The sequence below is a fragment of the Geitlerinema sp. CS-897 genome (assembly GCF_028368005.1).
Classification (GTDB): Bacteria; Cyanobacteriota; Cyanobacteriia; order Cyanobacteriales; family Geitlerinemataceae; genus Baaleninema; species Baaleninema simplex.
Genome location: NZ_JAQNCQ010000316.1, coordinates 1 through 21,142 on the forward strand (window position 1 = coordinate 1; position 21,142 = coordinate 21,142).

Consider the following 21,142-nt stretch of genomic DNA (forward strand, 5'->3'; position numbering starts at 1 on the left):
ATTTGGCTCTTCCGTTGAAAAAGTGGGAATATCCCTTATCGAGATGGCGCAATCCTTGTTGGAGAGGAACACAACTTACTTCCCCAAGAAACTGCAACTCCTCTTCTTGCTTCCATTGCGTCAGCATCTTCGAGGTTTCGCGATATCCTACCTTCTCCTGTCGCTCTTTCCAAGCCTGAGATCTCGCTTCCAAGGCTTTGTTGTAGACAAGCCGCACGCAACCCACTGTTCGACGCAAGAGGGAATCTTGCTCGAGAGTGGGGTAGAAGCGATATCGGAAAGCTCGCAGTGTCATTTTGGCAGTTTACCAGCCCAAATTTATTGTAAAGCCGTCCTGGAAGGACGGGGTTTCAAACCCAATTTTTTCGATGAACGACCTATACCGTCTCGCTAGCACCGTCTCGGCGATCGCCGGAATTCTCGCCGTTCCCATCGCCTCAGTTCGCGCGCAAATTCCGTATCCTCCCGAGGTTATCGACGAGTTCGTCGCCGCCTGTGTCAGTCAAGATATCGATTACGCCGCCGAAGTCTGTCAGTGTACCATCGGGGACATCCAGCAACAATACAGCTTTGCTGAATTCGAGCGCATCAGCAGCAACGCCGAACAGGGAAACGGCGTTCCCGTGGCCATGTCCGATCTGTTTCTCAACTGCTATGCCAGTGTGTCTCAACGCTATACGGGTTCGGCCTACCCTCCACACGTCGTTGAGAACTTTCTCGCCAGTTGTGCGGCCGACGGAACGGCCGAGATGCGATCGGCGTGTCAATGTACCATCGACGAAATTCAACAGCAGTATACCTTTGCTGAATTCGTCGCCTTCGATCGCGCCGTGGCCGCCGGAAACGAACCGCCTCCGGCCATGATGGGGATTATTGAAGCCTGTTTGGGACAACTGTAACCCGTTTCGCATCTCGGCCGGTTTTCTCGCGGTTGAGGCGGAAGGGGTGGAAACGATCGTGTACAGTAATAGCGTCTGCTTTGCACGACCTCACTAAAACGAAAAGCCAATGCAACACTTTCAACGTCGGGCGATCGCGATCGGACTGGGGTTCGTTACGACCGTCCTCGCCGCCTGCGGAGATACGACGACTGACTCGGGGTATCCTCAATCGACTATCGACGGCTTTATCGAGAGTTGTATGGGCGATGCGGGCGAGTTAGAATACGCCCAAGAATTGTGTGAATGCGCGATCGCTCGGATTCAGGAAGAGTATCCGTTCGAGGAATATCGAGAAATTAGCGATCGGGTCAATGCCGGGGAAGCGCTTCCCGAGGAAATGCTCGATATCACGGCGTCCTGTTACTCTCAAATTTCTCAAGAAAAAACGGGTTCGGCGTACCCCCAGCAGGCGATCGACAATTTTCTCGAAAGCTGTACCGCTGGTGACGCGTCCCGCCAACCCGTCTGTCAGTGCGCCATCGATCGCATTCAAGAAGAATTTTCCTTTGAAGAGTTTATTCGACTCGATCGCGCCGTGGGAGAAGGCGGCCAACCGCCAGCCGAAATTACCACGATTATGGAAGCCTGCGTTCGTGCTCCCCAATAATCCCTCGAGATCGGTCGATTTTTTTCTCTTGACTTTTATGTCGTTTTGTGGTAGGGAGCTGAAGGTTTAACGATCGCCCAACACCTCCTCCAACGCCCGATTCCACGTCCGAGCAATTTTGCGATGTCCCTCGCGATCGGGGTGAATCCCGTCGGCCAAATCCTCGACCGTGAGTTGGCTGTAGACATCCACGAAGGCAACGCGATCGCCACGATCGCGCCGTCGATCGACGAGTTCGGCGATCGCCCGATTGTAAGCCTCCACCCGAGCGTTTAACATCAGTTGGTCGATGGGAGGAATGGAGCTGACGAGGATTTGCGCCTGGGGTGCCGCGTTCCAAATCTCCTCGAGCAACACTTCGAGTCGCGTCGGAGCTTGTTCGACCGCGTATCCCTGCACCATGTCGTTAGTACCGATGAGGAGCAACACCAAATCCGGCTGCGTTCGACTCACCCAACGAGACACCCCGCGATGCAGTTCGTCGATGCGCCATCCCGAATGTCCCTGATGGTCTTTATCGGGGAGTATGTCGGGGCCGTTGGCTTGCGTTCCCACAAAATCGATTGCGTAGCCGCGATCGCGTAAATGCTGCCACAAATCGATGCGATATCCCCCCGGAACGTTGTACCCTTCCGTGATGGAGTCCCCCAAGGGCATAATTTTCAGCGGTTCGTTCGTCATCGGTTCGGTCGTCGGATAGTTCCTACATCCTCCCCAGGATATCGCCAAGAGCATGGAAATTCCGAGCCAAACCCACCGCCTTCTCATGGCTGCTACTCCTCAACCAGACTGTTGTGCGAAGGGTAAATCCGCGTTAACGGCCTCGATTTCCTGCTGTTCTATCTCGTTGACTTCCTGAAGGTAGGGAACGAGAATTTTCGAGAGCCGTTGGTTGTAAAACCGATGCAAACTGGTGTTAGGCGTGGCGGGAAACCCCCGACGTTTTTTGTGGCGTCCCCCCGCTCCGGGGTCGAACTGACTGATGCCGCGATCGATGGCCCATTCGATGGGACTGTAATAACAGACGTTGAAGTGCAAACAGTCGATGTCGCCGCGACTTCCCCAATAACGACCGTAGAGGCGATCGCCTTTCGTCAAACAAAACGACATTCCTACCGGGTGGCGATCGTCGTCGTCCTCACCGTAAGCGGCGATAAACAACACGCGATGGCGATAGTTGTGGTAAAGCTGCTCGAAAAAGCGTTTCGTCAGATACTTACTGCCCCACCAGCCAAACTTATCGCAGGTGTTCTCGTAAAAACGATACATCAGCGGAAATAGAGCGTGAGGAATCTCGTCCCCAGCGAGGGCTTTCAGTTGCAACCCCGCCTTCGACATCGCCTTGCGTTCCCGTTTGATATTGCGGCGTTGGTTGGCGTTGAAGAATTTGAGATAGTCGTCGAAACTGCGAAAATTGTGGTTGCTCCAAATGTAGCTGTGATGGAGCCAGGGGGTACAACCGTGACGTTGCAGGCGGTGAATCCACGTCGGATCGACATAGAGAAAGTGACAGCCACTGATGTTGTTGCGATCGCAGAAGCGATCGATTTCCGCTAACATCAACTCGATCAGAGCCTCTTCGTCTTCGTTAGGTGCCATGAGAAAGCGATAGCCCTCAGCCGGGGTAAACGGACTCATCCCCAACAGCTTCGGATAGTATTCGATTCCCAAACGATAGGCGAGATCGGCAAACTGATGGTCGAAGACGAACTCGCCGTAACTGTGACTTTTCAGGTACAGCGGGGCCGCGGCCACTAAGGAGCGATCGCGCCAAACCGTGAGGTGACAGGGCGTCCACCCCGCCTTACTCGTCGCACTTCCCGAAGACTCGAGATCGTGCAACCAGTCCCACTCGAAAAACGGCGTCGTCAGGGGTTGGGCGAGAGGTTCCCACGCGGCTTTCGGAATTTCGGCAATTTGATGAATCCAAGCGACGGAATAGTTGGCGGCGATCTGTTTCATCGTCTTCGATCGTTCGTTGGCTCTGACGGGGGTTCTTTAAGTCGGCTCTTCCGATTTTGTTATGCAAGAAATCGCTGAAACCCTTGCAGGGCAGGAGTTTTTGCTAAACTGTATAAAAATGACGCTCAAATCGCGAAATTCATTTCCAGATATAGACTACAAGCATTTACCCTACACACCAAGGTCGGAAGAGCCTTTAAGTCTTCTTCAATTAGTAAGCTCACCCCGGTCTGAAGACGCGGAGCTTTCGCACTAACCCGTTACACTATCTAGCAGAGAGCAAGATAGAGGGTTGCGCGTTTCGAGAAGGCTTACAGACTCCCCCAAGCGTTTAATCATCGTCGCACCGTTCAAATCAGCATCTCCTTTCCAACCGCAATGCCCACATTTGAAAGTCTTGCCCGAACGGTAGGACTTTCCTTTCTGGGGATGAATATGCAGGCAGTTATGGCAGGTTTGCGAGGTATACGCCGGTGGAACAGTGATTACTTCGACAGCTTCTTTGATGGCTTTGTAGTCGATAAACAGCCGCAGTTGATAAAACGCCCAAGAATTTGAACGACGGCGCTCAGTCTTACTGCGGGGTTGGCAGTTCGTTCGTTCTCGAATCCCCGTTAAGTCTTCGAGGGCGATAATCGACTGAGTTGCTTTAGCACGGCGGACGATTTGTTTGGAAATGTTGTGGTTCACCCAACTCTGATAGCGCCTCTCTCTTCCCGATAGCCGTTTCAGAAGCCGCTTAGCTCCCTTTGTGCCTTTCGCTTGGACAGAGGCTCGAACTCGAGCAAACCGCTCTCGAATTTTGTTGACGGACTCCCCACTCCAACTTTGCCCCTCGGAGGTGACGGCGATATCTCGGCGACCGAGATCGACACCGATAACATCCTTGGGTTTTTGGGGTGGCGGTACGTCGTCTTTAACTTGGATGTGGATATACAGCTTTCCGTCTCGATGTTTGGAGAGGGTCGCTGAGGTGGGGGTTTTCCCCTTGAGTTTACCAATTTGATAGTTTCCTAAGACCAACGGAATCCGTACTCGACCTTCAACCGTAGACAGGCTAACGGTTTGGTCTTTTTCCTGATAGGAAAATACCCGTGCGTCGTAGTCTGCTGAAGTGGGTTTGAACTGTTTGACCGGTCGTTTTTTGAGTTTTGCCGTTTTGCGATTGGCAGCGACGCGGGCGCAGGCTCTCACCGCCAGATTGGCTGTTAATCCAAACTGTTCTCGAATCGCTTTGTAGACTTCTCCTTGAATGCGATTCTTGTTCGTAATTTTAGGGTTGACCGTCTGGTTGGCAAAATTGCAAGCCTTAGCGAATGCCTCCAGAGTCGCATCGAGTTTGTAGCTCTGTTCTGGAGTCGGGTTGAGTTTGCAGACAATGGTTAAGACTTGCTGTTCCATGCCCTTATTATACACCTAGGTGAGATTGATTAGGACTCGGCGCTCTTATACCGCTCGGGTCGATTTTCCTCCCCGCTCTGAAGAGACGGGGCTTCCAATCTCCCGACTCTCCTCGTGAACCAGAAACTCTGTTTTGGCCGACCCTCAGTCGTATCTTTTTTCGTCTCCTCGGCGATCGACCGCAGCCACTCATTTTTATGTTGCCTATAATGGGAAAGCTCAAACCTTAGTTTTTCGCAAGTTTTCGATAACTCTGATTGAGTTTTACGTAAAATCACGCAAAATTCACGATTTCATCTCCGTAAATCTCCTGAATTGCCGACCGTATTTATACGGATGCTTTTCAAAAAAAAGAGGTGAATTCGGAAAGATCTCAGTGTGAAGCATCCGAGTCGATCTAGTTTCCGTCGTCTCTTTTTTCCCAATTTTGTTGTTGTTTTCGCAAATTTGTCGTTTACACGATGAAGATCCAAAAAAATCCCCCGTTCCCCTACTGGCTGTTTTTGTTACTGTTTACATTGATGGGGTTTGGATTGTGGCTGTGGGTTTCCCAAGTCGAACGCCAACGCCAGCAAGCCGTCGCCGACTGTTTGTCGATGCAACTGCAAGCTAACCCCGATCTACAAAAAAATCCCCAAAAACTTGAAGATATTTCTTCGACCTGTACGACGAAATGCCTGCAAGGGGAACTGACAGGATGTCAGTGATACGCTCGGTGGGGGAAGGATGTGTCGTATCCTTCCCAATCGGGGCAAGTTTCGCCGTCCCAGCCGTAAGGGTGCATCCCACACACCAACAAGCTTTCACCGTACATTTGGCCGTGATAGTGTTGACAGCCGCGACAGGCCGGATGAAACGTTGAAGTCGGTCGAAAATAGGTAACGGAGACGAACGGATCGCTGTCCTCGTCAAAATTATCGAAGTCCCAATGCAGCTCGAAATCGCCATCGATCTCGAACCAAACGCGCAACCAATCGTCTAACGCGCGATCGATCTCCCGGCTCATATCATCGAGGGGAAAGACTTGCGCGATCGCCTCGTATAAGTCCTCAGAAATCGCCTCAGAGGTCGCGAACCAGCTATCGACTTGTTTCTCGAACTCCTGGTTCGCTTCGTCTACCCACGCTTCAAACTCGTCACAGGCCCGATCGATCGCTTTCCAAAATTCTGTCGTCCAGTCTTCCATAACGTATCGAACTCAACTTATCAGTCTTGCTTCAGGTGTTTCAGTTCTTCCTCGAGGTCTCGGACTTGTTGGTGTAATTCGTCCATTTCAGAGCGATCGGAAAGTTCGGGTCGCGTCGGTTCGACCTCTTCTTCCTCATCTAAAATTTCAATGCGACGGGGTTCCTTGGGACTGTCCGAGATGTCCTGAGACTGATGTGTTCGCTGTCCCTGCTGCATAATATCTTCGACGAACCGACGAGCCTCTTCCGAATTCATCTCGCCCCGTTCGACCAGTTCGTCCGCTAACTTCTGGGCTTTTACCCGAAGTTCGTTGGCTTGTTCGCCTGCATAGGAGGCCAAGCCCACACCGAGATAAAACGCCTTTTGAACCAAGTCTCCAAATCCAGCCATACTCACCTCTGCGATATATCTCTCCCTCCAGCGTAACTTACAGGACTCGCTTCCGGGGAGATGGGGAGATGAGGGAATGGGGAGGTGGGGAGATGATGAGGAGATGAGGTGAAGCCGTTAACTGTAGCTTCGCTGCGTGACGAGCGGGCCAGTTTCGCCGCATATTTCGAGTGTCTTTAGGTCACGCTATAACTCTTCACTCTTCCCTGTTCGCTCTTCCCTAAAAAAAGGCGACCCGGAGTTCACGCCTATTACGAGCATCCCGTATTGCTGCTACCTTCCGGTCCTGACAAGGTTTGAGCGTCGTAATCGCATGAGTCCGGGTCTATAGTTAATATAACACGATGGCGTCCAGTTTTATCAATGTGGGAAGAAAGATGAGGAGAGGCGATCGGGTGATGTGAAATTTCCTATCATCCCATCATCCCATCATCTCCTCTGACGGTTCGACAACCACACACCATTCATAGAGATCGTAAGTGACACAGTTGTTGACGACGAGGGGGTCGCGTTCCACGATCGCCTTGGCTTCCTCCATCGATTCGGCCTCGAACAGTAACATTCCGCCGCCGCGACATCCCCAGTAGCCACTTTTGGCGTTGTGACCCTTTGCGATTAAATCTTTGACGTATTCGATATGCGGCCGAACGTAGCGATCGAACGTAGACTTTTCAACGATACCGGTTTCGATTTTGGCAAACCAAGGCATGGAACGACAGTTAAATCCAGATTCTGAAAAACTCAGTCTCTACTTTATCGCGTTACTTCCACCGTTAACCGTCCGACGGGAGATTACCCAACTCAAGGAATACGTCCGCGACACCTACAACAGTCAAGCAGCCTTGAAATCGCCCCCGCACGTGACGTTACAACCGCCGTTCAAACGCACAGAGTCGGAAATGTCCGAAGTAAAACGCCAGTTGGCGGAGTTTGCGGCGAGTTATCCGCCAATTCCGATGAGACTGTCGGGATTTGCTGCGTTTCCACCGCGAGTGGTGTTTGTCGATGTCGTTCGCACGCCGGAATTGATGGCGTTGCAACCCGCTCTCGCATTGCATTTGGAACCGTTCGAGTTAAACGACGATCGCAGCCGAGATCGTCCCTTTCGTCCTCACGTCACCATCGCCTTTCGCGATCTCAAACGCTCTCAGTTCGAGCGGCTTTGGGCGGAAGTCAAAGAGCGATCGCTCGAATACGAGTTTCTCGTTCCCCACCTAACGCTGTTGAAACACAGCGGACGACGTTGGAACGTCGAGATGGAGTTTCCCTTCGCCTCGCCGATCGTCGAACGATATTGAAGAAAAAATCACCCGGACGCAACGCCCAGGCGATCGAGGGTCAACCCAATTCTGGAAAATCCAAAAACCCAAGAAACTCTAGAGCTTATACCTCTTTCTGGCGGCGAGATTTCACAGCCACCAATCCCATCAACCCGAGAGCCATTAACATCGACGGTTCGGGAACGTCGGCTACGTCGCCGGGTTCGTCGGGAATTGCAGCAAAGGTTCCCGTCATTCCCACGCCATCGTTGAAGCATTCGAGGAACGCGTGGGCGATCCATTCGGTGGCTTCTTGTCCGAGGAGAGAGCGATCGAAGCTGAAGGCGATCGTGTTCGATCCTTGACCTCCAATATTTCCAGCCCAGTCGAGTTCCAAACCGCTGGTGTCGGAAATCAAGTTGATGTCGCCCAAACGTCGATCGTAGCTGTTAATGACGTTCTTCGCGTTGCTGTCTCCGAAATAGTTTTTATCGAGGCTGGCGTCGCCATAGCTCGGGTTGCTGACAGCTTTTTCCCAGTCCGTCAAACTCGAATACCCTTGGTTCGCACCGGCAACTGATTTACCTGTGACTCCCATATACACGCCCGTTTCTCCAAGGGTAGAAGAATAGGAATAGACATCACCGTCGATTCCAGAATCGTTCGTACCGTCAAAGCGAATTCCCAAAACTTCTCCGGTTTGGAACGACTGATTGATGGTTTGGGTGGGATTGAGGTTAATAAACAGATCGCCCCAGTTAATGTGTCGATCTTTAACCTTGCTGTTATTTTGATAGGAGCCGCCCAAGGGCATATTTCCGTTGAGGGCAAACGTCACTGTATCGCCGTCGTCGCGGTAAGCCATGCCGAAGACTTCCATGGAGTTGTCACCGGATTTGTCGGTGAAGCTATCTGCCTGATACGTCCACAGGCTACCGGCTCTAGCGGCCGGGGAGAGGGCGGAGAGCGTGGCGACGGTTCCCACAGCGATCGTTGAAACGCGCATGATTTTTCCGAACGACATGGTAAATTCCTCTACTCTTTCTGTCTTTAAAAAAAATGGATAACACCCTTTAGATTCAGTATAAAGACTTTAGCTTTTTATTAAATAAAGTTTTAGCAAAAAATGACATGATAATTTTAAAGATATCGATCGACTGTCGAATCAAAAAAAGTAGTTTTATACGAATAAATACAGTAATTTAATATTTTGTAATAGCAAAATTGCAAAAAATGCGTATGTTTTTAAGTGAATATACGCAATTTAAGAAAAATAAAATTTCCGTATTTGTCAGGAGACTATCTAGTTTAAAACACTGAGATCTTGGAGATGCGAGAACAGAATCGAGATCGAACTGCGGAGACGGCTACCGAGATCGGCGACGGTCTCGTCTGGATCGACGATCGCCCCTCGGAGACTCCCCCCGTGCTGTAGCATTAACATGGCGATTCCCCTACAGCCGACTGCTGCTGTATCGATAATGCGTTTGGGACTGCGAATGCTCCGCTCTCTGCTGTTTGTTTACGTTTGCCTCTGTCTGTACGCCTACTTCGGTAGCGATCGCTCCATCTTCCTTCCCCCCGAAGCCAGCTATCGCGACAGCGAAGCGATCGTCAAAGTCCCCATCGGTGACGGCCGAGACATCTCAGCAATTTACCTTCCCAATGCTGAGGCTCGCTACACGATTCTCTACAGTCACGGGAACGCTGAAGATCTCGGACAGATTTTGCCAGTTCTCATCGAACTGCAAGGGTTCGGATTTGCCGTCTTCGCTTACGACTATCTCGGCTACGGAACCAGCGACGGTAAACCCTCAGAACGGAATACTTACTTAAGTATTAACGCAGCCTATCGCTACCTCACCCAAACACTGGAGGTTCCCCCGAGTCAGATTATCCTTTACGGTCGATCGCTCGGTGGCGGACCGTCGATCGACCTCGCCTCGCGAGAAGCGATCGCCGGACTCATCGTCGAAGGCACCTTTATCACCACGTTTCGCGTCGTCACGCGGCTTCGTATCGTCCCCTTCGATAAGTTCGACAACCTGTCTAAAATTCCCAACGTCTACTGTCCGGTCTTGGTGATTCACGGAACCGACGACGAAGTGGTTCCCTTCTGGCATAGCGAAACCCTCTTTGAAGCAGCCAACGAACCGAAACAGAACTATTGGGTCGAAAATTCCGGACACAATAACTTACAAGAGGTTGCTGGGGACGAATATGAAGTGGCGTTACAGTCGTTTCTGAAGTTAGTGAAAAAAGCGCAGGAGTAATTTCGAGCGGCGATCGCATCTGTCCGATTATCAAACGTCAGGCGATCGTCAACAAATGAGTAGCCTCGCTTATCTCGCGTTCAAAGAGTAGATCGATCTCACCGATCGGCACAACTATCTATAATGTGAAGAAAACCATCCGAGCGATCGCTCTGAAACCACACACAAAACATCTCAACAACCGTTCTAAAAATGTCCGACCAACAACATCCCCAAGCCAAAACCGATCGTGCCACCGTCAACGCTCTGTTAACCAGCGAACCCAACAATTACAACTTCGCCGAACTCGCCCGGTTACGCGTTCGCTATAACGGATTTCCCGGTGCTAGAGATATCCAAGCAGATTTAGATCGGATTTTGAAACAATGGAACCTCGACGAAGAGGCATTATTCGAGCAGACGCGACTACTCCACGCCAGCAGTCGCGTGTTTAAAGTCGGCTCTCACAAAAAGGACGAAGAAGATTGGAGTTGATACGGAATCCGAATCTCAACGCTTCGGTTCTCTTGGTGCGCGTTCCCTAGCACCGTGCGACGGTGCGGGGTCGCACCGCACCGCTCAGCGTTGAGTCCGAGTAGAGTCGAGGACTCAAATACTGGTTTTCCTCGACCCGAAAAGCCCCTCTCTGTGTCCTCTGTGCCTCTGTGGTGAAGACTTCTTGCAACCCAGCGTATTGGAAACAGATTCCGTAGGATAATTGATAATTCATAAATTGGGTTTGAGATTGCTTCGTCGGCGAAGAAATCCCCAAGAATTTCACCGGACTGCCAAACCTTTTCCTGTGGAGGAAAGGTAATCGTCCGTCGTGAGTTTTTTTCGGCAAATTGTAGGACGTCGATCGAGCTTAATTGCGACGAGCGAATTCAACCACGTTTTCGCGAACGGTCAAATCGTACTGTCCGAAAAAGTCCTGTCCGAGTAGTCCGATGTCGAGGTCGGGAGGGGCGATCGTCACCGGAACGTTGCGAGAAACAATACCGCCGAGTTCCATCGCGGGGATATATCCCACTTCAGCGGTAACGTTTCGTTGGCTGGCCGTATCGATTTGAATGTTTCCCGCCCTAGCCACTTGTAACTCTCGGGCCATGCTTTGAGTGATGACAGTATTGCTAGCACCCGTATCGAGCAGCATCTCGAACGTTTGGCGACCGTTGAAAGTGACGTTAACGACGGGAATACCGCTCAAGCGTCTGATGATGGGAACTTGGACGACGTTGGCAGCGGTTCGACCCGCCTCCGGACTCGGTGTAGAGGTGGGTTCGGTGGCAGTTGGAGGGGGGTTACTCGGACAGAGATCTCCTAGGTCGATTCGGTTTCCGGCGGGGTCGATGAGGAAACATCCTTCGTATTCTTGAGCGATCGCGTTGTCTCGAGCGCAAGCCAAGCCGAGAGCCGAGAGGAATGCAGCAACAGCAATAGTGCGTTTCATCAAAGATAGTGAGACTTTCTCAACCCAACTGTATCAAATCCGATCGCGCGGCGGCGTTGAGGAAAAGGCGGTCGCGTGACAGTTTGCCAACTGTCTACCGCTTGGGGACGACGTTCGTTTTGGCAAACGAGGGCGACAAGGGGTAGACAGCGAGTGTAGCGTCGGCATCGGCGAGGACGGTAAGACAAGTGTGCGAGCCAAAATCGGAGACGACGGACGGTCGATCGTACACTTGTGCCGTAGGCGCAATCACTCGAACCTTCTCCTCGATGCTATGAATTCTACCGATCTCGCTTTTACCCCAGCCGTCGAATTGGCGAAACTGGTGCGACAACGGATCGTTTCGCCCCTAGAACTGACGAAACTGTATCTCGATCGCATCGATCGCGCGAACGGTCGTCTCGGGGCGTTCTTCACCGTCACGAGCGATCGCGCCCTAACCCTGGCGACCGCCCAAACCGAAACCTTAGCCCAGACCGAGGATACCCGTCACTTACCGCCGTTTTTCGGCGTTCCGATTTCCGTCAAAGACCTTACGCCCGTCGAAGGCATTCCCTGCACGCGGGGAGCAGCAGTCCTGCGCGATCGCATCCCCAATTCCACCGCCGCCGTAGTCGCGAAACTCGAAGGGGCGGGTTTCAACATCCTCGGGAAAACGGCGACCTCCGAGTTGGGATCGATGCCGTTTACCGAACCGCCCGGATTTCCCCCCGCTCGCAATCCGTGGAACCTCGACTATACCCCAGGTGGCTCGAGTGGCGGTGCGGCGGCGGCCGTAGCAGCGGGGCTGTGTCCAGTCGCCCACGGCTCGGATGGAGGGGGATCGGTGCGCGGACCGGCAGCCTGTTGCGGTCTGGTGGGACTCAAACCGTCGCGGGGTCGCATTTCCCAAGCCCCCGCAGGAGAACATTTGATGGGCATGGCCACGGCCGGACCTCTGACACGGACTGTCGCCGATGCTGCGGCAATGTTGGACGTGATGTCGGGCTACGTGACGGGCGATCCCTACTGGCTACCGCAACCCGAAACGTCGTTTTTAGAAGCGATGCAGCAATCACCACCGCCGTTGCGAGCGGCCGTGGCGACAGAAATTCCCGGTTGGGCGATCGAACGACAGTGCCGACAGGCAGTCGAGGAGACGGCGACGCAGTTAGAAGCCTCGGGACATCGCGTCGAACTCGCCTGTCCCGATTTTCGTCCCCTGGTCGAACCGTTTCGACAACTCTTCGCGGCGGGGGTTGCCTCGACGGGGATGCCGCCAGAAGTATTGAGTCCGGTGAACCGCTGGCTGATCTCGCAAGTGGGTACTGTGGTGGACGTTTTGCAGGCTCAAGCGAAGTTACAGATGTTAGCCCGGTCGATCGTCGCCTTTTTCGAGGAGTTCGATCTCTTAATCCTGCCGACGTACCTGCACCCGACCGTGCGTGTGGGAGAATGGGCGCAGTTGCCTCCAGAAGACGTTCTCGACGCGGTGACGAACTGGATTTTACCCTGTCCGCCGTTTAACGCGTCCGGCCAGCCTTCGATCGCCGTTCCCTCGGGCTTCGACGATCGCGGGTTGCCCTTGAGCGTGCAGGTGGTGGGCAAACCGGGCGCTGAAGCGACCTTGTTACAGGTGGCGGCGCAACTCGAACGTTCTCAGCAATGGTGTCAGTTTCGCCCCCCTCAGACGGTACTCTAGGAGCAAAACTACTGTATCGTTCGAGTAAGAGCTAATGAACGCGAAGAAAATTGGATTTTGGGCGGTCGTAATTCTTCTCGTCCTTTTTATTGTCGATGGCGATCGCTGGACGTTTTTACCGCGATCGATGCGAGATGCCAGTTATCAAAGTCGGACGTTTTTAGTGGGATTGTGGCCGGACTGGTTAAAACCCAAAGACCGCGACCAGCAGCGGCAAGAACAAATCGAACAGCTAGAACGCTAAAGAGCGTTCGATCGCACTTTTTCTGACATTACCCATGAATCGTTTTTCTTTTCTTATCGCCGTTTTTGTCACGGCTATCTGGGCGATCGCGATCGCCGGACTCGCCATCGGGAACGCCACTCCGGTTTCCCTGCAATTTTTGGCGTGGCAATCTATCGAGATTCCCCTGGGAACCCTATTAGCCTTCGCCGGAGCTGGGGGACTCGTCAGTGGGGCGATCGCGATCGCGGCCGCCTCAAAGTGAGTAGACGCGGCCGTCGAAGAAAATACGAGTGATGCCTTTGGCTTGCAAGTGCGAGCTGACTTTTTGCAGCATCCGACTGTCGGGGACTTTCATCACCCGCTGGCTTCGGTTGGCAAACCGACGTGCGACGCGATGGTTGTCGAATACGGGCAAGGTTTTCGCCGAGACTTCCTCAGCGGGAACCGGCCCGAGGTCGTCGAACTCTTTGAGCGGCCGCGCGATCAGTTCCGAAGCGCGATCGACGACGAGATAGCAAGTTTTCGGCAGCGTCGCCTCCGCTAGAGGAGATACGCTCAGCAGAGGAGTCGTCCCTCGCAGTTTGGGTTTTTCTGGCGCTGGGGACGGCGTGGCTGGTGGCGGTACGTCCTCGGGAGGTTCGCGACGCCGTATCGGGGTTTCAACGTCGCGACTGTCCTCACTCGCATCGATAACGCGTTTGCGCCGCCGTCGGCGCGGCTTGACATCGACCTCGAGACTGAGCTGTTCGCCGTCCTCAGCCGGTGCGTCGTCGAATTGGGGTTGTTGTCGTGGAGACGACGGCTTGCCCGATCGCGATCGCGAGGCTCGTTTTTGTTGGATGAGCCGGTCGTACTCCTCCGCAGAGAAGCTGCTTTTGAGCAGGCGAGAAATCGTCGAGTTGCTGACGCTGTAGCGTTTAGCTAGCGTCGAAGTCGTTTCGCCCGGATTTCGGTACTGCTCGAGGATTTCCGTTTTGTCGGCATCAGATAGTTTTTTGGCACTCATTCCGTCGTGATTGGATTAAAAGACTGAGGATGGCTGGGCGGAAAAAACGAGGGGTTTAAGAGGAAGATCCCCGGCGGCGACGGCTACCTCGCGAGATCGATCGCGTCGATACGTCGTATTCGAGCAAAGCTCCGATCGCAAAGAAAACCCCGGTAAAGATAAAGAACACTTCGAGCAAGTCACCGCTTTCGTAGTTGGGAATATTTTTATCGGCGTACTTAAACCACATATCGGCGATATATAGCGAAAACGCCGCTGCCGCGATCATGCGCCAGGATTGAGAAAACCGCCCGCCCCAGAAAGCTAACAGTAACACAGCGGCGATAATGAGCAGCAAAACGTCTAGAACCACGTACAGCAGGTTGAGAGGCGGTCCGAGGGGGTCGAGTTGTTTTTCGAGACCGATGACCCATTCCGGCGCCGGACGAGCCGGTTCGATGGCGACGACGGCTTCTTCAACGGAGGGGGTACTCGCGAGGAAGTCGAACGGATAGGAGACCCAAGCGGCGAACGCGATACCCGCCACAGCGATAGCAAGCGTCACGCCCCATTGCCATAATTCCAGGTTTAACCGGCGCGATCGCACCGCGAGGATCATCCCCACCGTCAAACACACGTAGCTGATCACGTAAAACAGATCGCCGGGGGACACCGCCGGACTCAGTTCCCAGTACAATTCCCACCAACTGAAGAAGAGGTTGCCCACAAAGTAGGACAACAACCCCAATCCCATCCCCAACCAGACGTTGCGACCGCTGACGATTTGGTTGCTGAAGCTGTTCCGCAAACAGAGGATTCCAGCAAACAGAAAGGCGGCTTGTTCTAACAACAACGTGCCGATTCCGTACCAAAACGGGCGGCCTTCACCAGGAAGCGTGACGCTGAACAGTAAGAAGAACAGCAGCGACCCCACCCCCCAAGTGACGGCAGCGGACACGAGAACGGGTGTAGACAACAACGACTTCATGCCGCCTGCTTTTTCAGCTTTTTCGGAAGTAGTACTCATAAGAACGTTTCGTGGCTAACAACCAATATTCAAAAGCGGGCTGAACCCACCCGAGATCGGGCCTCAGTCGGGTTGGCGATCGAGACCGCACGCCCCCTTTTCCTTTTAATTTTCACATTCCCCGGCATGACAGAACCCCGTGTCAAAAAATCTTCAAGCAGTCGCCCACAGCTTGCCGAGGGGCGATTGGTTCATCCAATTGATAAATTGTTCCCGTTCGGTTTCGGGTAAGTCTTGTAACGCATCGATCGCCCGCTCGACAAAGGTAGGATTGCCGAAATACTCTTTCCCAAGACGGTGCAGTTCTTGCAGGAGCGTATTGAGGTGGTGTTCCTGCCAGGGCGGTACTTGAGTGCTTTCGAGGGGATCGCGTTCGAGTAAGTTGCCGATTTCGTCGGCAGAGGTTGCTTGGGGAAAGTTCCACTGTTGGAACACCTTGGCAATCTCTTTTTCAAAAGCACTGGCTTGTCGGTTGCCCAACAAGTCTTCAATATCGAAGTAGACGGCTTGTAACAATAGCAGCGCAGCCTGCGTGAACGACGGTGCCGCCGCCACGCCACTTCCCGAACCCTCCTCGCTGAGCTGTTCGATACGAACTTTTCCCCAAACGCTATATCGATCGGGTTCTTCAAGCAGGACACAGGCTTTACCTCGATTGTCCGTTAAATCTCGCCAAAACGTTCTCGCTTCTTCGGCTTGTTGGGCGTTAAACACGCTAATTAAGCGGAAAGTCTGTCCTTGATACTTCAGGACAGGAACTTGCTGACCCGTTTTGGGGTGTTGTACCCCGGTAATTTCAACATCCTGCCTTTTCAGAATAAACATGACACTGCCAATTGACTCCGATCGGGGGCCGATGGGTGGTGCGGTGTACGACAGGTAGGGCGCTCTCACACCCGTCTCGACGGGGCGTGGTTCTCGCTTCCGTGAGGACCGGGATTTACCGTTACCCAGACGCGGCCGCTCCCCAAGAAAGCTTCTACGGTGCGTCCCACCGCAGTTGAGGTTCGGTTCCGAGAATTGCTTCCCAGGGATACCCTTATTCGGTGTCTGGTGTTATCCGAAGTTTGGCAATCGCAAGACGGGAAACCCATGTTTTTAGATTCTACCGAAAATCCGCTCGTAAGAGGAGATGGAGAGATGGGGAGATCTGAATATGGCGACGGTTTTCACCCAACTGGGTCGATTCTTGGGAAAATTTTGTCGAGGGTCGAAGGTCGAGGGTGGGGTCGGGGAACTGGATACGCCTCGCGAGCGTGAAGACTGTTGGCAAGGGTGTCTGGAGGCTTGGCGGCGGGCGGAAAAGGGTCGGCGAGAAAGGGGAAACGGTAAATTTCTGGATCTTCTGAATATACAGTGGTTTTCTGTATCTAGATAACGTGATACTGAGAGTTTCAGCGCTCGAAGTCAATTTTTGGGTCTCCTAAGCGACGCTTCGATCGCCAATCCAGAAGATCCCAATTTTTCCAAGTTTACATATCCTAAGACGGACGGCGGGAACGATCGAGTTGTGCCGTGGCGTAAATTTTCTGGCTGTATTCGATGAGGCGATCTTTGGCGACGGCGTAGGCGGGAGCTTCTTGGGGAATCATCCGTAGATATTGATTGGCCAAGGTGTACGCTCCTCGCCGGGCTACGCCATCGGCTTGGACGAGAAGGGCTTCGGCTTGTTGGTTGCGCGACTCGACGTAAAGGGGGATTTTCGCTTGAGCTTCTCGATAGGCAGAGGTTTCGGTGGGAATCTGTCGCAGGTACGCTAAGGCTCCGGCAAAATCGCCCCCGTAAGCGAGGTATTTGGCGCGATACAGCCAATATTCGGATTGTACGTTCCATTGGTGGCGATATTCGATCGCTTTGAGTTCGGCTTTTTCGCGAAGTGAAGTCCCTTTGGGAATTTGTTCGAGAAACGCGATCGCGGCGGCGAAGTCTCGTTGCTGCGCGCGATCGAAGGCTGCTTGTAACGATCGCTGCGCTCGTTGCTCGATGTTGGCTCGCGTGCGTTCGGCGAGGTTCTGTTGCCAGGGTTTGTCGTCCCCCACGGCGGCGATCGCTCGAGCGGGGAGGGGTTTGGGACGCGCCAGTTTTGCTTCGACGTCGGCTTTTACGCGATCGGCCAGGGCTGTAAAATCCCGTTTCCACAGCTTCGCTTCTGCGGCTACCACGTCTTCCCAAATTTCGGGTTCGGAGGCGATCGGACGCAACATATCTGAGGAAACTGTCTTCTCTGAGGAGATCTCTGCCTCGAGTGCGTCTTCGGGTTCGGCCTCGAACAACACCTCAGCGTAGTAATGACTGGCGACGAGTGCTGTGGCAATTCCGGCACTGGTTCCCATTAAATAAAACCAGGGTTGAGGCGATCGCGGGTTTTGCGGCGGACGCGGACGGGGTGGGGCGGAACGAGACTTACGGCGAACCATGGCGCAGACGGGGGGGGTTGACAATCGATCGAGATTGGTTTCTCTGTACGGTCGCGATCGCTCTCGTCCGGATGGTTTGAGGCGAAAATGCAGGCAAACCCCCCATCGACTAAAACAACCTAAAGATTTGTAATGGTTGCCGAGGTTGCTCTAGAACCGTTTGTTAAAATGCTCGCGATAGCAACATTTTCTAACCGGTAAATATGACTTCGGCTACTGCCTTACCGAACGCGCCCGACATCACCCCCGAGGACTACCTCGTCCTCGGTTTGGCGGTCTGCTTCGTGCGCGAAGACGACGAAATTCTTCCCGTGCAAGTTGTCGAACCCATTCCTTCTTCTGCTCTCGAAGCACTTTTGAAAGGAATTCCCACATCTTATAAACTCGCTTACGCCACCACCGTCGGAGAACTCCTCGACGGAACGACGTTGAAAATTCCTCAAACGTTTCCGCCAGACTGTCAGCTCGGTGAAAATATCGTCGAACGCCTTGTTGCTGCTGTTCGGACGTATAAAAAGCGTCCTGAAGCCCGACAACATATTGAGGTAGGAACGACGTTCGATGGATTCGCTCACAATTTAGAACGCAAGCGACTGTTGAATATCGAACGAGTTGTTTCGACGGAAGATAACGTCAAACAACATCGCTACACCCACGAAGTTTTATAGAATTTTTGTTGGTTTTTCGATCGAGCTGTAGAAAATTATAAAACTTTTTGTAGGGGCGATCTCCCCTTTTTGAAACCTGTTGAGAAGCGGAGTTTCTAGAGAGTTTAAGCTCGATAAATCGACGATCGATTTAATCGAATAAAAACGAACTCCACTGCGAAACGATGTCTTCAGAACCGTACCAGCGACCGGGCGATCGCGGAGAATGCCACACGTCTTCGAGGGTGAGATTTTCCGCCCCCGCTAAATGGGCGGCCGCGATCGGCGTAATGCCGTCGCCCCAAGTGTTGGCTTCGCCGCAGGTGAGTTTGTAGCTGTTGTACGCCAACCACTGACCCCCACCGAGGCGGCGGCGTCCGAAAACGGATTTTCCAGCGACGCAGAGATATCGCACGTCGGGATAGAACGCACCGGGATAGTTTTCGTTGACGAAATCGAGGTTGCGCCGCGTCCAGTATTCTTGGCTGGTGTGGGGCGTTCCGAGACAGACGAGCGATCGCACGCGCGATCGGGCGTTCCACAATCCCGGTGTATTTTCGGTCACGTCGCCGTGAATGCAGTAGGGTTTCTCGCCGAGATAAATGCGTCCGATCCATCCGCCAGCGGAATGCCCCACTAAATCGACCTCGCTGGCCGAGTGAGTCTCGATCGCCTGGCAGACAGCGCGATCGATTTCCCGTAAAATCGGCACGATCGACCGTCCGCCCAATGTCGGAATCCAACTCGATTTCCGTAGTGGAACCACGGTGGTTGGAATCCCCAAGCCTCGAAGCTGTTCGGCGAAAGGGTGGTAATCGTCGGCACTGGCAAAATAGCCCGGAAGAATGACAGTCGGTCGTGGCATAATCGGTTCAGTCTATTCGGTCGCGTGTTTTGAAGCTTAACGCTCGTGCGGTAGCGATCGCTCGAAGTCCGCTCGATTCTCTGATAACTCAAACAGAGTACCTGGTGTTATGACTCAAATCTCCCCTCCTGCTGACAATTCTTTCGGCTTCGTTCCCGATGAGGCGATCGTGGACACGCGAATGCCCGTCGATGATTTTGCCTCGGCCAAGCAGAAGCGACTGTTAACGGATTCTCTCTACACCTCTCTGCGGGGTCAGCCGTTTCTCGTCGAAGCCAACGTCGGCATTCTGCACACCCAAGGGCAACCTCTCGTCGTCCCCGATTTGATTCTCAGCCTCGATGTCAATACGAGTTGGTGGCAACAGCGACATTCTCCTTATTTTATCTGGCAGTTCGGGAAATCGCCGGATTTGGTTCTCGAAATCGTCTCCGATCGCTACGGCGACGAACTCGGTAGTAAACTCGCCACGTACGAGCGGCTGCGGGTGAGTTATTACGTGGTGTTCGATCCCGACAAACTGATCGGTGAGGCGACGTTAACGGTCTACGAACTGCGTGGAAAATGCTATTTTGAAATCGCAAAAATCGATCGAGATGGCAAGTCGATTTGGCTCGAGCAAGTCGGATTGGGATTGCTACTGTGGCAGGGAGATTTTGAGGAAAAAGAAAATCTTTGGTTGCGCTGGTGCGATCGAGAAAGTCACGTTTTACCGACAGGATTCGAGTTAGCACAGCAGGAATTTCTCGAACGCGAGGAACAGGAAAAACGTGCCGAGCGTGCTGAATCGCAGTTAGGTCAGGCCAACCAACGCACGGAGAGATCGAAAAAATGGGCGAATCGCCTCGCCGAACAGTTGCGATCGCTCGGTGTCGATCCCGATACGATTTAATTTGTTGGACGTGAACGTGGTAGGATTAGGAATTCGTGGCAGTCGCGCTCGGGTGCATCCCAGTTATGCAATAAGCAAAAATGCTTACCCTTAAAGAGCAGCATAAGAGCTAAGCTTTGGGTAGTTCATCGAAAAATTTGGGTTGGAAACCCCGTCCTTCTAGGACAGCTTTACAGTAGAATGAAATTGGTCACTGACCCACCCGAGACGATGGAGACAGAAAGCCTAACTTCAAAGATTGCGGAATCCGCAACGGCGCAGAAAAATCGGTAGACCGGGAAAAGAGGATGGGGCAATGGGCAGTCCAACCCCTGAATCAACCAATTACATCAAGATTTCTCCTTTGAGATTTCGACACATAAGGCGGTGGGACACACCGTTACAGTCTGTGGAGCGAGTGTAAGACGCAGTCTTCGCAGCTCTCGGAGCTTGCATCCGAGAGAACGAAGACTTGAAAGACATTGTTCTGGAGAGCAACTGCGAAAACCCCGTAAGGGACAGAAGCAGAAAAGCCAAATCGTGAGGTTTGGAATCACCGCACCTTTAGGTCGGTGAGGATGTCAACGCCTATCCGATCGAGCCTCGACATCGGATTGTCAACTACAACTACTACCAAGCTGAGGGCATTTCAATTGGCTCGGGTGAGATTGAGTCAACGGTCAAGCCAATTGGGCGACGGGTTAAGATTTCAGGGGCTCAGTGGCACGAAGACAACGTGCAACAAGTGCTAAAGCACCGATGTGCCTACCTGAACCATCAATTCTCAGACTGAGTCTTGCAAGATTGGGATGCACCCGGTCGAAACCCGTTAGTGACGTACTCCCGACGCCGACCGCTAAGCGGTACGGCGCGGGCTTCTCCTCCCGTTACGGGATTCGCGTTTTATAGTGAGGCGAACGCCCAGCCCCACTTTTTTGATGAGTACCCCAGAATTAACGTCCCGTGGCATAGA

Annotated in this window: 26 protein-coding genes, 1 other RNA gene and 2 pseudogenes; 12 read left to right on the top strand and 17 right to left on the bottom strand. The window is 53.0% G+C overall.

Annotation, left to right across the window (positions count from 1 at the left end; all coding sequences use genetic code 11):
- Positions 1-295: helix-turn-helix domain-containing protein (locus POG22_RS20155; protein WP_498906925.1), on the bottom strand; the 295-nt coding region annotated here is incomplete at its 3' end.
- A gap of 73 nt (positions 296-368) precedes the next feature.
- Between POG22_RS20155 and POG22_RS20160 the strand changes: the two genes are divergently transcribed.
- Positions 369-899: a hypothetical protein gene (locus tag POG22_RS20160; protein ID WP_498906926.1), complete on the top strand. Its 531-nt coding sequence runs from the start codon at positions 369-371 to the stop codon at positions 897-899.
- A 109-nt stretch (positions 900-1,008) separates the two neighbouring features.
- On the top strand, positions 1,009-1,548 hold the full coding sequence (locus POG22_RS20165; protein WP_063718718.1) for a hypothetical protein: 540 nt from the start codon (positions 1,009-1,011) through the stop codon (positions 1,546-1,548).
- A 66-nt stretch (positions 1,549-1,614) separates the two neighbouring features.
- Here POG22_RS20165 and POG22_RS20170 read toward each other — a convergent pair whose 3' ends face one another.
- The 3 genes from POG22_RS20170 to POG22_RS20180 form a co-directional block, all read right to left on the bottom strand.
- The gene (locus tag POG22_RS20170; protein WP_498906927.1) at positions 1,615-2,316 is read right to left on the bottom strand and encodes an SGNH/GDSL hydrolase family protein; all 702 of its coding nucleotides are present in this window, start codon (positions 2,314-2,316) and stop codon (positions 1,615-1,617) included.
- Between the two features lie 12 nt (positions 2,317-2,328).
- A complete protein-coding gene (locus tag POG22_RS20175; RefSeq protein ID WP_017661559.1) occupies positions 2,329-3,510 on the bottom strand; it encodes a GNAT family N-acetyltransferase in 1,182 nt (393 codons plus the stop codon).
- 252 nt (positions 3,511-3,762) lie between these two features.
- Positions 3,763-4,911 carry an RNA-guided endonuclease InsQ/TnpB family protein gene (locus tag POG22_RS20180; protein ID WP_498906928.1) on the bottom strand — a complete coding sequence of 383 codons (1,149 nt, stop codon included), beginning with the start codon at positions 4,909-4,911 and terminating at the stop codon, positions 3,763-3,765.
- A gap of 461 nt (positions 4,912-5,372) precedes the next feature.
- Here POG22_RS20180 and POG22_RS20185 point away from each other — a divergent pair, with 461 nt between their 5' ends.
- Positions 5,373-5,618 (top strand): hypothetical protein, encoded by a 246-nt coding sequence (locus POG22_RS20185; protein WP_498906929.1) that lies wholly within the window; start codon positions 5,373-5,375, stop codon positions 5,616-5,618.
- On the opposite strand, the gene POG22_RS20190 is transcribed toward POG22_RS20185, so the two are convergent.
- From POG22_RS20190 to POG22_RS20205, 4 genes are all read right to left on the bottom strand, one after another.
- Complete coding sequence (locus POG22_RS20190) at positions 5,612-6,097, bottom strand: hypothetical protein (protein WP_498906930.1); 486 nt, start codon at positions 6,095-6,097, stop codon at positions 5,612-5,614. The genes POG22_RS20185 and POG22_RS20190 overlap by 7 nt on opposite strands.
- A gap of 20 nt (positions 6,098-6,117) precedes the next feature.
- The gene (locus tag POG22_RS20195; protein WP_017661555.1) at positions 6,118-6,489 is read right to left on the bottom strand and encodes a phasin family protein; all 372 of its coding nucleotides are present in this window, start codon (positions 6,487-6,489) and stop codon (positions 6,118-6,120) included.
- A 229-nt stretch (positions 6,490-6,718) separates the two neighbouring features.
- Positions 6,719-6,815, bottom strand: an RNA gene (ffs, locus tag POG22_RS20200) — signal recognition particle sRNA small type.
- A 95-nt stretch (positions 6,816-6,910) separates the two neighbouring features.
- Positions 6,911-7,198, bottom strand: a complete 288-nt coding sequence (locus POG22_RS20205; RefSeq protein ID WP_017661554.1) for a YciI family protein — start codon at positions 7,196-7,198, stop codon at positions 6,911-6,913.
- On the opposite strand from POG22_RS20205, the gene POG22_RS20210 reads away from it, so the two are divergent.
- A complete protein-coding gene (locus POG22_RS20210; protein WP_498906931.1) occupies positions 7,197-7,787 on the top strand; it encodes a 2'-5' RNA ligase family protein in 591 nt (196 codons plus the stop codon). The two genes, POG22_RS20205 and POG22_RS20210, sit on opposite strands and share 2 nt — an antisense overlap.
- A gap of 85 nt (positions 7,788-7,872) precedes the next feature.
- Here the strand turns inward: POG22_RS20210 and POG22_RS20215 are convergent, their stop codons facing one another.
- Positions 7,873-8,772 carry a PEP-CTERM sorting domain-containing protein gene (locus POG22_RS20215; protein WP_498906932.1) on the bottom strand — a complete coding sequence of 300 codons (900 nt, stop codon included), beginning with the start codon at positions 8,770-8,772 and terminating at the stop codon, positions 7,873-7,875.
- A 418-nt stretch (positions 8,773-9,190) separates the two neighbouring features.
- On the opposite strand from POG22_RS20215, the gene POG22_RS20220 reads away from it, so the two are divergent.
- Both POG22_RS20220 and POG22_RS20225 read left to right on the top strand, forming a co-directional pair.
- Positions 9,191-10,021: an alpha/beta hydrolase gene (locus tag POG22_RS20220; protein ID WP_498906933.1), complete on the top strand. Its 831-nt coding sequence runs from the start codon at positions 9,191-9,193 to the stop codon at positions 10,019-10,021.
- A gap of 192 nt (positions 10,022-10,213) precedes the next feature.
- Positions 10,214-10,495 carry a DUF3288 family protein gene (locus tag POG22_RS20225; protein WP_017661548.1) on the top strand — a complete coding sequence of 94 codons (282 nt, stop codon included), beginning with the start codon at positions 10,214-10,216 and terminating at the stop codon, positions 10,493-10,495.
- A 370-nt stretch (positions 10,496-10,865) separates the two neighbouring features.
- On the opposite strand, the gene POG22_RS20230 is transcribed toward POG22_RS20225, so the two are convergent.
- Both POG22_RS20230 and POG22_RS20235 read right to left on the bottom strand, forming a co-directional pair.
- Positions 10,866-11,450 (bottom strand): retropepsin-like aspartic protease family protein, encoded by a 585-nt coding sequence (locus tag POG22_RS20230; RefSeq protein ID WP_498906934.1) that lies wholly within the window; start codon positions 11,448-11,450, stop codon positions 10,866-10,868.
- 94 nt (positions 11,451-11,544) lie between these two features.
- Positions 11,545-11,703, bottom strand: coding sequence for a hypothetical protein (locus tag POG22_RS20235; RefSeq protein WP_017661545.1), 159 nt, complete (start codon positions 11,701-11,703; stop codon positions 11,545-11,547).
- Between the two features lie 21 nt (positions 11,704-11,724).
- On the opposite strand from POG22_RS20235, the gene POG22_RS20240 reads away from it, so the two are divergent.
- The 3 genes from POG22_RS20240 to POG22_RS20250 are packed head-to-tail and all read left to right on the top strand — an operon-like array spanning position 11,725 to position 13,619.
- On the top strand, positions 11,725-13,131 hold the full coding sequence (locus POG22_RS20240) for an amidase (RefSeq protein WP_498906935.1): 1,407 nt from the start codon (positions 11,725-11,727) through the stop codon (positions 13,129-13,131).
- Positions 13,132-13,165: 34 nt separating this feature from the next.
- The gene (locus POG22_RS20245) at positions 13,166-13,375 is read left to right on the top strand and encodes a hypothetical protein (RefSeq protein ID WP_498906936.1); all 210 of its coding nucleotides are present in this window, start codon (positions 13,166-13,168) and stop codon (positions 13,373-13,375) included.
- 34 nt (positions 13,376-13,409) lie between these two features.
- A complete protein-coding gene (locus POG22_RS20250; RefSeq protein ID WP_017661542.1) occupies positions 13,410-13,619 on the top strand; it encodes a lipopolysaccharide assembly protein LapA domain-containing protein in 210 nt (69 codons plus the stop codon).
- On the opposite strand, the gene POG22_RS20255 is transcribed toward POG22_RS20250, so the two are convergent.
- The 4 genes from POG22_RS20255 to POG22_RS20270 all read right to left on the bottom strand — a co-directional run bounded on the left by POG22_RS20255 (position 13,611) and on the right by POG22_RS20270 (position 17,786).
- Positions 13,611-14,363, bottom strand: a complete 753-nt coding sequence (locus tag POG22_RS20255; RefSeq protein ID WP_498906937.1) for a transposase — start codon at positions 14,361-14,363, stop codon at positions 13,611-13,613. The two genes, POG22_RS20250 and POG22_RS20255, sit on opposite strands and share 9 nt — an antisense overlap.
- Before the next feature lie 55 nt (positions 14,364-14,418).
- Positions 14,419-15,369 (bottom strand): hypothetical protein, encoded by a 951-nt coding sequence (locus tag POG22_RS20260; protein WP_017661540.1) that lies wholly within the window; start codon positions 15,367-15,369, stop codon positions 14,419-14,421.
- A gap of 153 nt (positions 15,370-15,522) precedes the next feature.
- Complete coding sequence (locus tag POG22_RS20265) at positions 15,523-16,194, bottom strand: Npun_F0813 family protein (RefSeq protein WP_498906938.1); 672 nt, start codon at positions 16,192-16,194, stop codon at positions 15,523-15,525.
- Positions 16,195-16,850: 656 nt separating this feature from the next.
- A complete protein-coding gene (locus tag POG22_RS20270) occupies positions 16,851-17,786 on the bottom strand; it encodes a hypothetical protein (protein ID WP_498906939.1) in 936 nt (311 codons plus the stop codon).
- Positions 17,787-17,989: 203 nt separating this feature from the next.
- Here POG22_RS20270 and POG22_RS20275 point away from each other — a divergent pair, with 203 nt between their 5' ends.
- Positions 17,990-18,454: a hypothetical protein gene (locus tag POG22_RS20275; protein ID WP_017661535.1), complete on the top strand. Its 465-nt coding sequence runs from the start codon at positions 17,990-17,992 to the stop codon at positions 18,452-18,454.
- Positions 18,455-18,584: 130 nt separating this feature from the next.
- Here POG22_RS20275 and POG22_RS20280 read toward each other — a convergent pair whose 3' ends face one another.
- Positions 18,585-19,298, bottom strand: a complete 714-nt coding sequence (locus tag POG22_RS20280) for an esterase/lipase family protein (RefSeq protein ID WP_498906940.1) — start codon at positions 19,296-19,298, stop codon at positions 18,585-18,587.
- Between the two features lie 109 nt (positions 19,299-19,407).
- On the opposite strand from POG22_RS20280, the gene POG22_RS20285 reads away from it, so the two are divergent.
- Positions 19,408-20,190, top strand: coding sequence for a Uma2 family endonuclease (locus POG22_RS20285; protein ID WP_017661533.1), 783 nt, complete (start codon positions 19,408-19,410; stop codon positions 20,188-20,190).
- Positions 20,191-20,773: 583 nt separating this feature from the next.
- Positions 20,774-20,962, top strand: a pseudogene (locus tag POG22_RS20290) (ISKra4 family transposase); the annotation flags it as partial.
- A gap of 63 nt (positions 20,963-21,025) precedes the next feature.
- Here POG22_RS20290 and POG22_RS20295 read toward each other — a convergent pair.
- A pseudogene (locus POG22_RS20295) lies at positions 21,026-21,142 on the bottom strand (RNA-guided endonuclease InsQ/TnpB family protein); the annotation flags it as partial.

What these genes read in the sequence shown, in the direction of transcription:
- POG22_RS20165 (WP_063718718.1), top strand. Translation starts at nt 1,009, where the DNA reads ATGCAACACTTTCAACGTCGGGCGATCGCGATCGGACTGGGGTTCGTT.
- POG22_RS20240 (WP_498906935.1), top strand. Translation starts at nt 11,725, where the DNA reads ATGAATTCTACCGATCTCGCTTTTACCCCAGCCGTCGAATTGGCGAAA.
- POG22_RS20220 (WP_498906933.1), top strand. Translation starts at nt 9,191, where the DNA reads ATGGCGATTCCCCTACAGCCGACTGCTGCTGTATCGATAATGCGTTTG.
- POG22_RS20260 (WP_017661540.1), bottom strand. Translation starts at nt 15,369, where the DNA reads ATGAGTACTACTTCCGAAAAAGCTGAAAAAGCAGGCGGCATGAAGTCG.
- POG22_RS20210 (WP_498906931.1), top strand. Translation starts at nt 7,197, where the DNA reads ATGGAACGACAGTTAAATCCAGATTCTGAAAAACTCAGTCTCTACTTT.
- POG22_RS20215 (WP_498906932.1), bottom strand. Translation starts at nt 8,772, where the DNA reads ATGTCGTTCGGAAAAATCATGCGCGTTTCAACGATCGCTGTGGGAACC.
- POG22_RS20280 (WP_498906940.1), bottom strand. Translation starts at nt 19,298, where the DNA reads ATGCCACGACCGACTGTCATTCTTCCGGGCTATTTTGCCAGTGCCGAC.
- POG22_RS20255 (WP_498906937.1), bottom strand. Translation starts at nt 14,363, where the DNA reads ATGAGTGCCAAAAAACTATCTGATGCCGACAAAACGGAAATCCTCGAG.
- POG22_RS20160 (WP_498906926.1), top strand. Translation starts at nt 369, where the DNA reads ATGAACGACCTATACCGTCTCGCTAGCACCGTCTCGGCGATCGCCGGA.
- POG22_RS20250 (WP_017661542.1), top strand. Translation starts at nt 13,410, where the DNA reads ATGAATCGTTTTTCTTTTCTTATCGCCGTTTTTGTCACGGCTATCTGG.
- POG22_RS20175 (WP_017661559.1), bottom strand. Translation starts at nt 3,510, where the DNA reads ATGAAACAGATCGCCGCCAACTATTCCGTCGCTTGGATTCATCAAATT.
- POG22_RS20225 (WP_017661548.1), top strand. Translation starts at nt 10,214, where the DNA reads ATGTCCGACCAACAACATCCCCAAGCCAAAACCGATCGTGCCACCGTC.
- POG22_RS20230 (WP_498906934.1), bottom strand. Translation starts at nt 11,450, where the DNA reads ATGAAACGCACTATTGCTGTTGCTGCATTCCTCTCGGCTCTCGGCTTG.
- POG22_RS20265 (WP_498906938.1), bottom strand. Translation starts at nt 16,194, where the DNA reads ATGTTTATTCTGAAAAGGCAGGATGTTGAAATTACCGGGGTACAACAC.
- POG22_RS20180 (WP_498906928.1), bottom strand. Translation starts at nt 4,911, where the DNA reads ATGGAACAGCAAGTCTTAACCATTGTCTGCAAACTCAACCCGACTCCA.
- POG22_RS20245 (WP_498906936.1), top strand. Translation starts at nt 13,166, where the DNA reads ATGAACGCGAAGAAAATTGGATTTTGGGCGGTCGTAATTCTTCTCGTC.
- POG22_RS20205 (WP_017661554.1), bottom strand. Translation starts at nt 7,198, where the DNA reads ATGCCTTGGTTTGCCAAAATCGAAACCGGTATCGTTGAAAAGTCTACG.
- POG22_RS20170 (WP_498906927.1), bottom strand. Translation starts at nt 2,316, where the DNA reads ATGAGAAGGCGGTGGGTTTGGCTCGGAATTTCCATGCTCTTGGCGATA.
- POG22_RS20185 (WP_498906929.1), top strand. Translation starts at nt 5,373, where the DNA reads ATGAAGATCCAAAAAAATCCCCCGTTCCCCTACTGGCTGTTTTTGTTA.
- POG22_RS20285 (WP_017661533.1), top strand. Translation starts at nt 19,408, where the DNA reads ATGACTCAAATCTCCCCTCCTGCTGACAATTCTTTCGGCTTCGTTCCC.
- POG22_RS20190 (WP_498906930.1), bottom strand. Translation starts at nt 6,097, where the DNA reads ATGGAAGACTGGACGACAGAATTTTGGAAAGCGATCGATCGGGCCTGT.
- POG22_RS20270 (WP_498906939.1), bottom strand. Translation starts at nt 17,786, where the DNA reads ATGGTTCGCCGTAAGTCTCGTTCCGCCCCACCCCGTCCGCGTCCGCCG.
- POG22_RS20275 (WP_017661535.1), top strand. Translation starts at nt 17,990, where the DNA reads ATGACTTCGGCTACTGCCTTACCGAACGCGCCCGACATCACCCCCGAG.
- POG22_RS20195 (WP_017661555.1), bottom strand. Translation starts at nt 6,489, where the DNA reads ATGGCTGGATTTGGAGACTTGGTTCAAAAGGCGTTTTATCTCGGTGTG.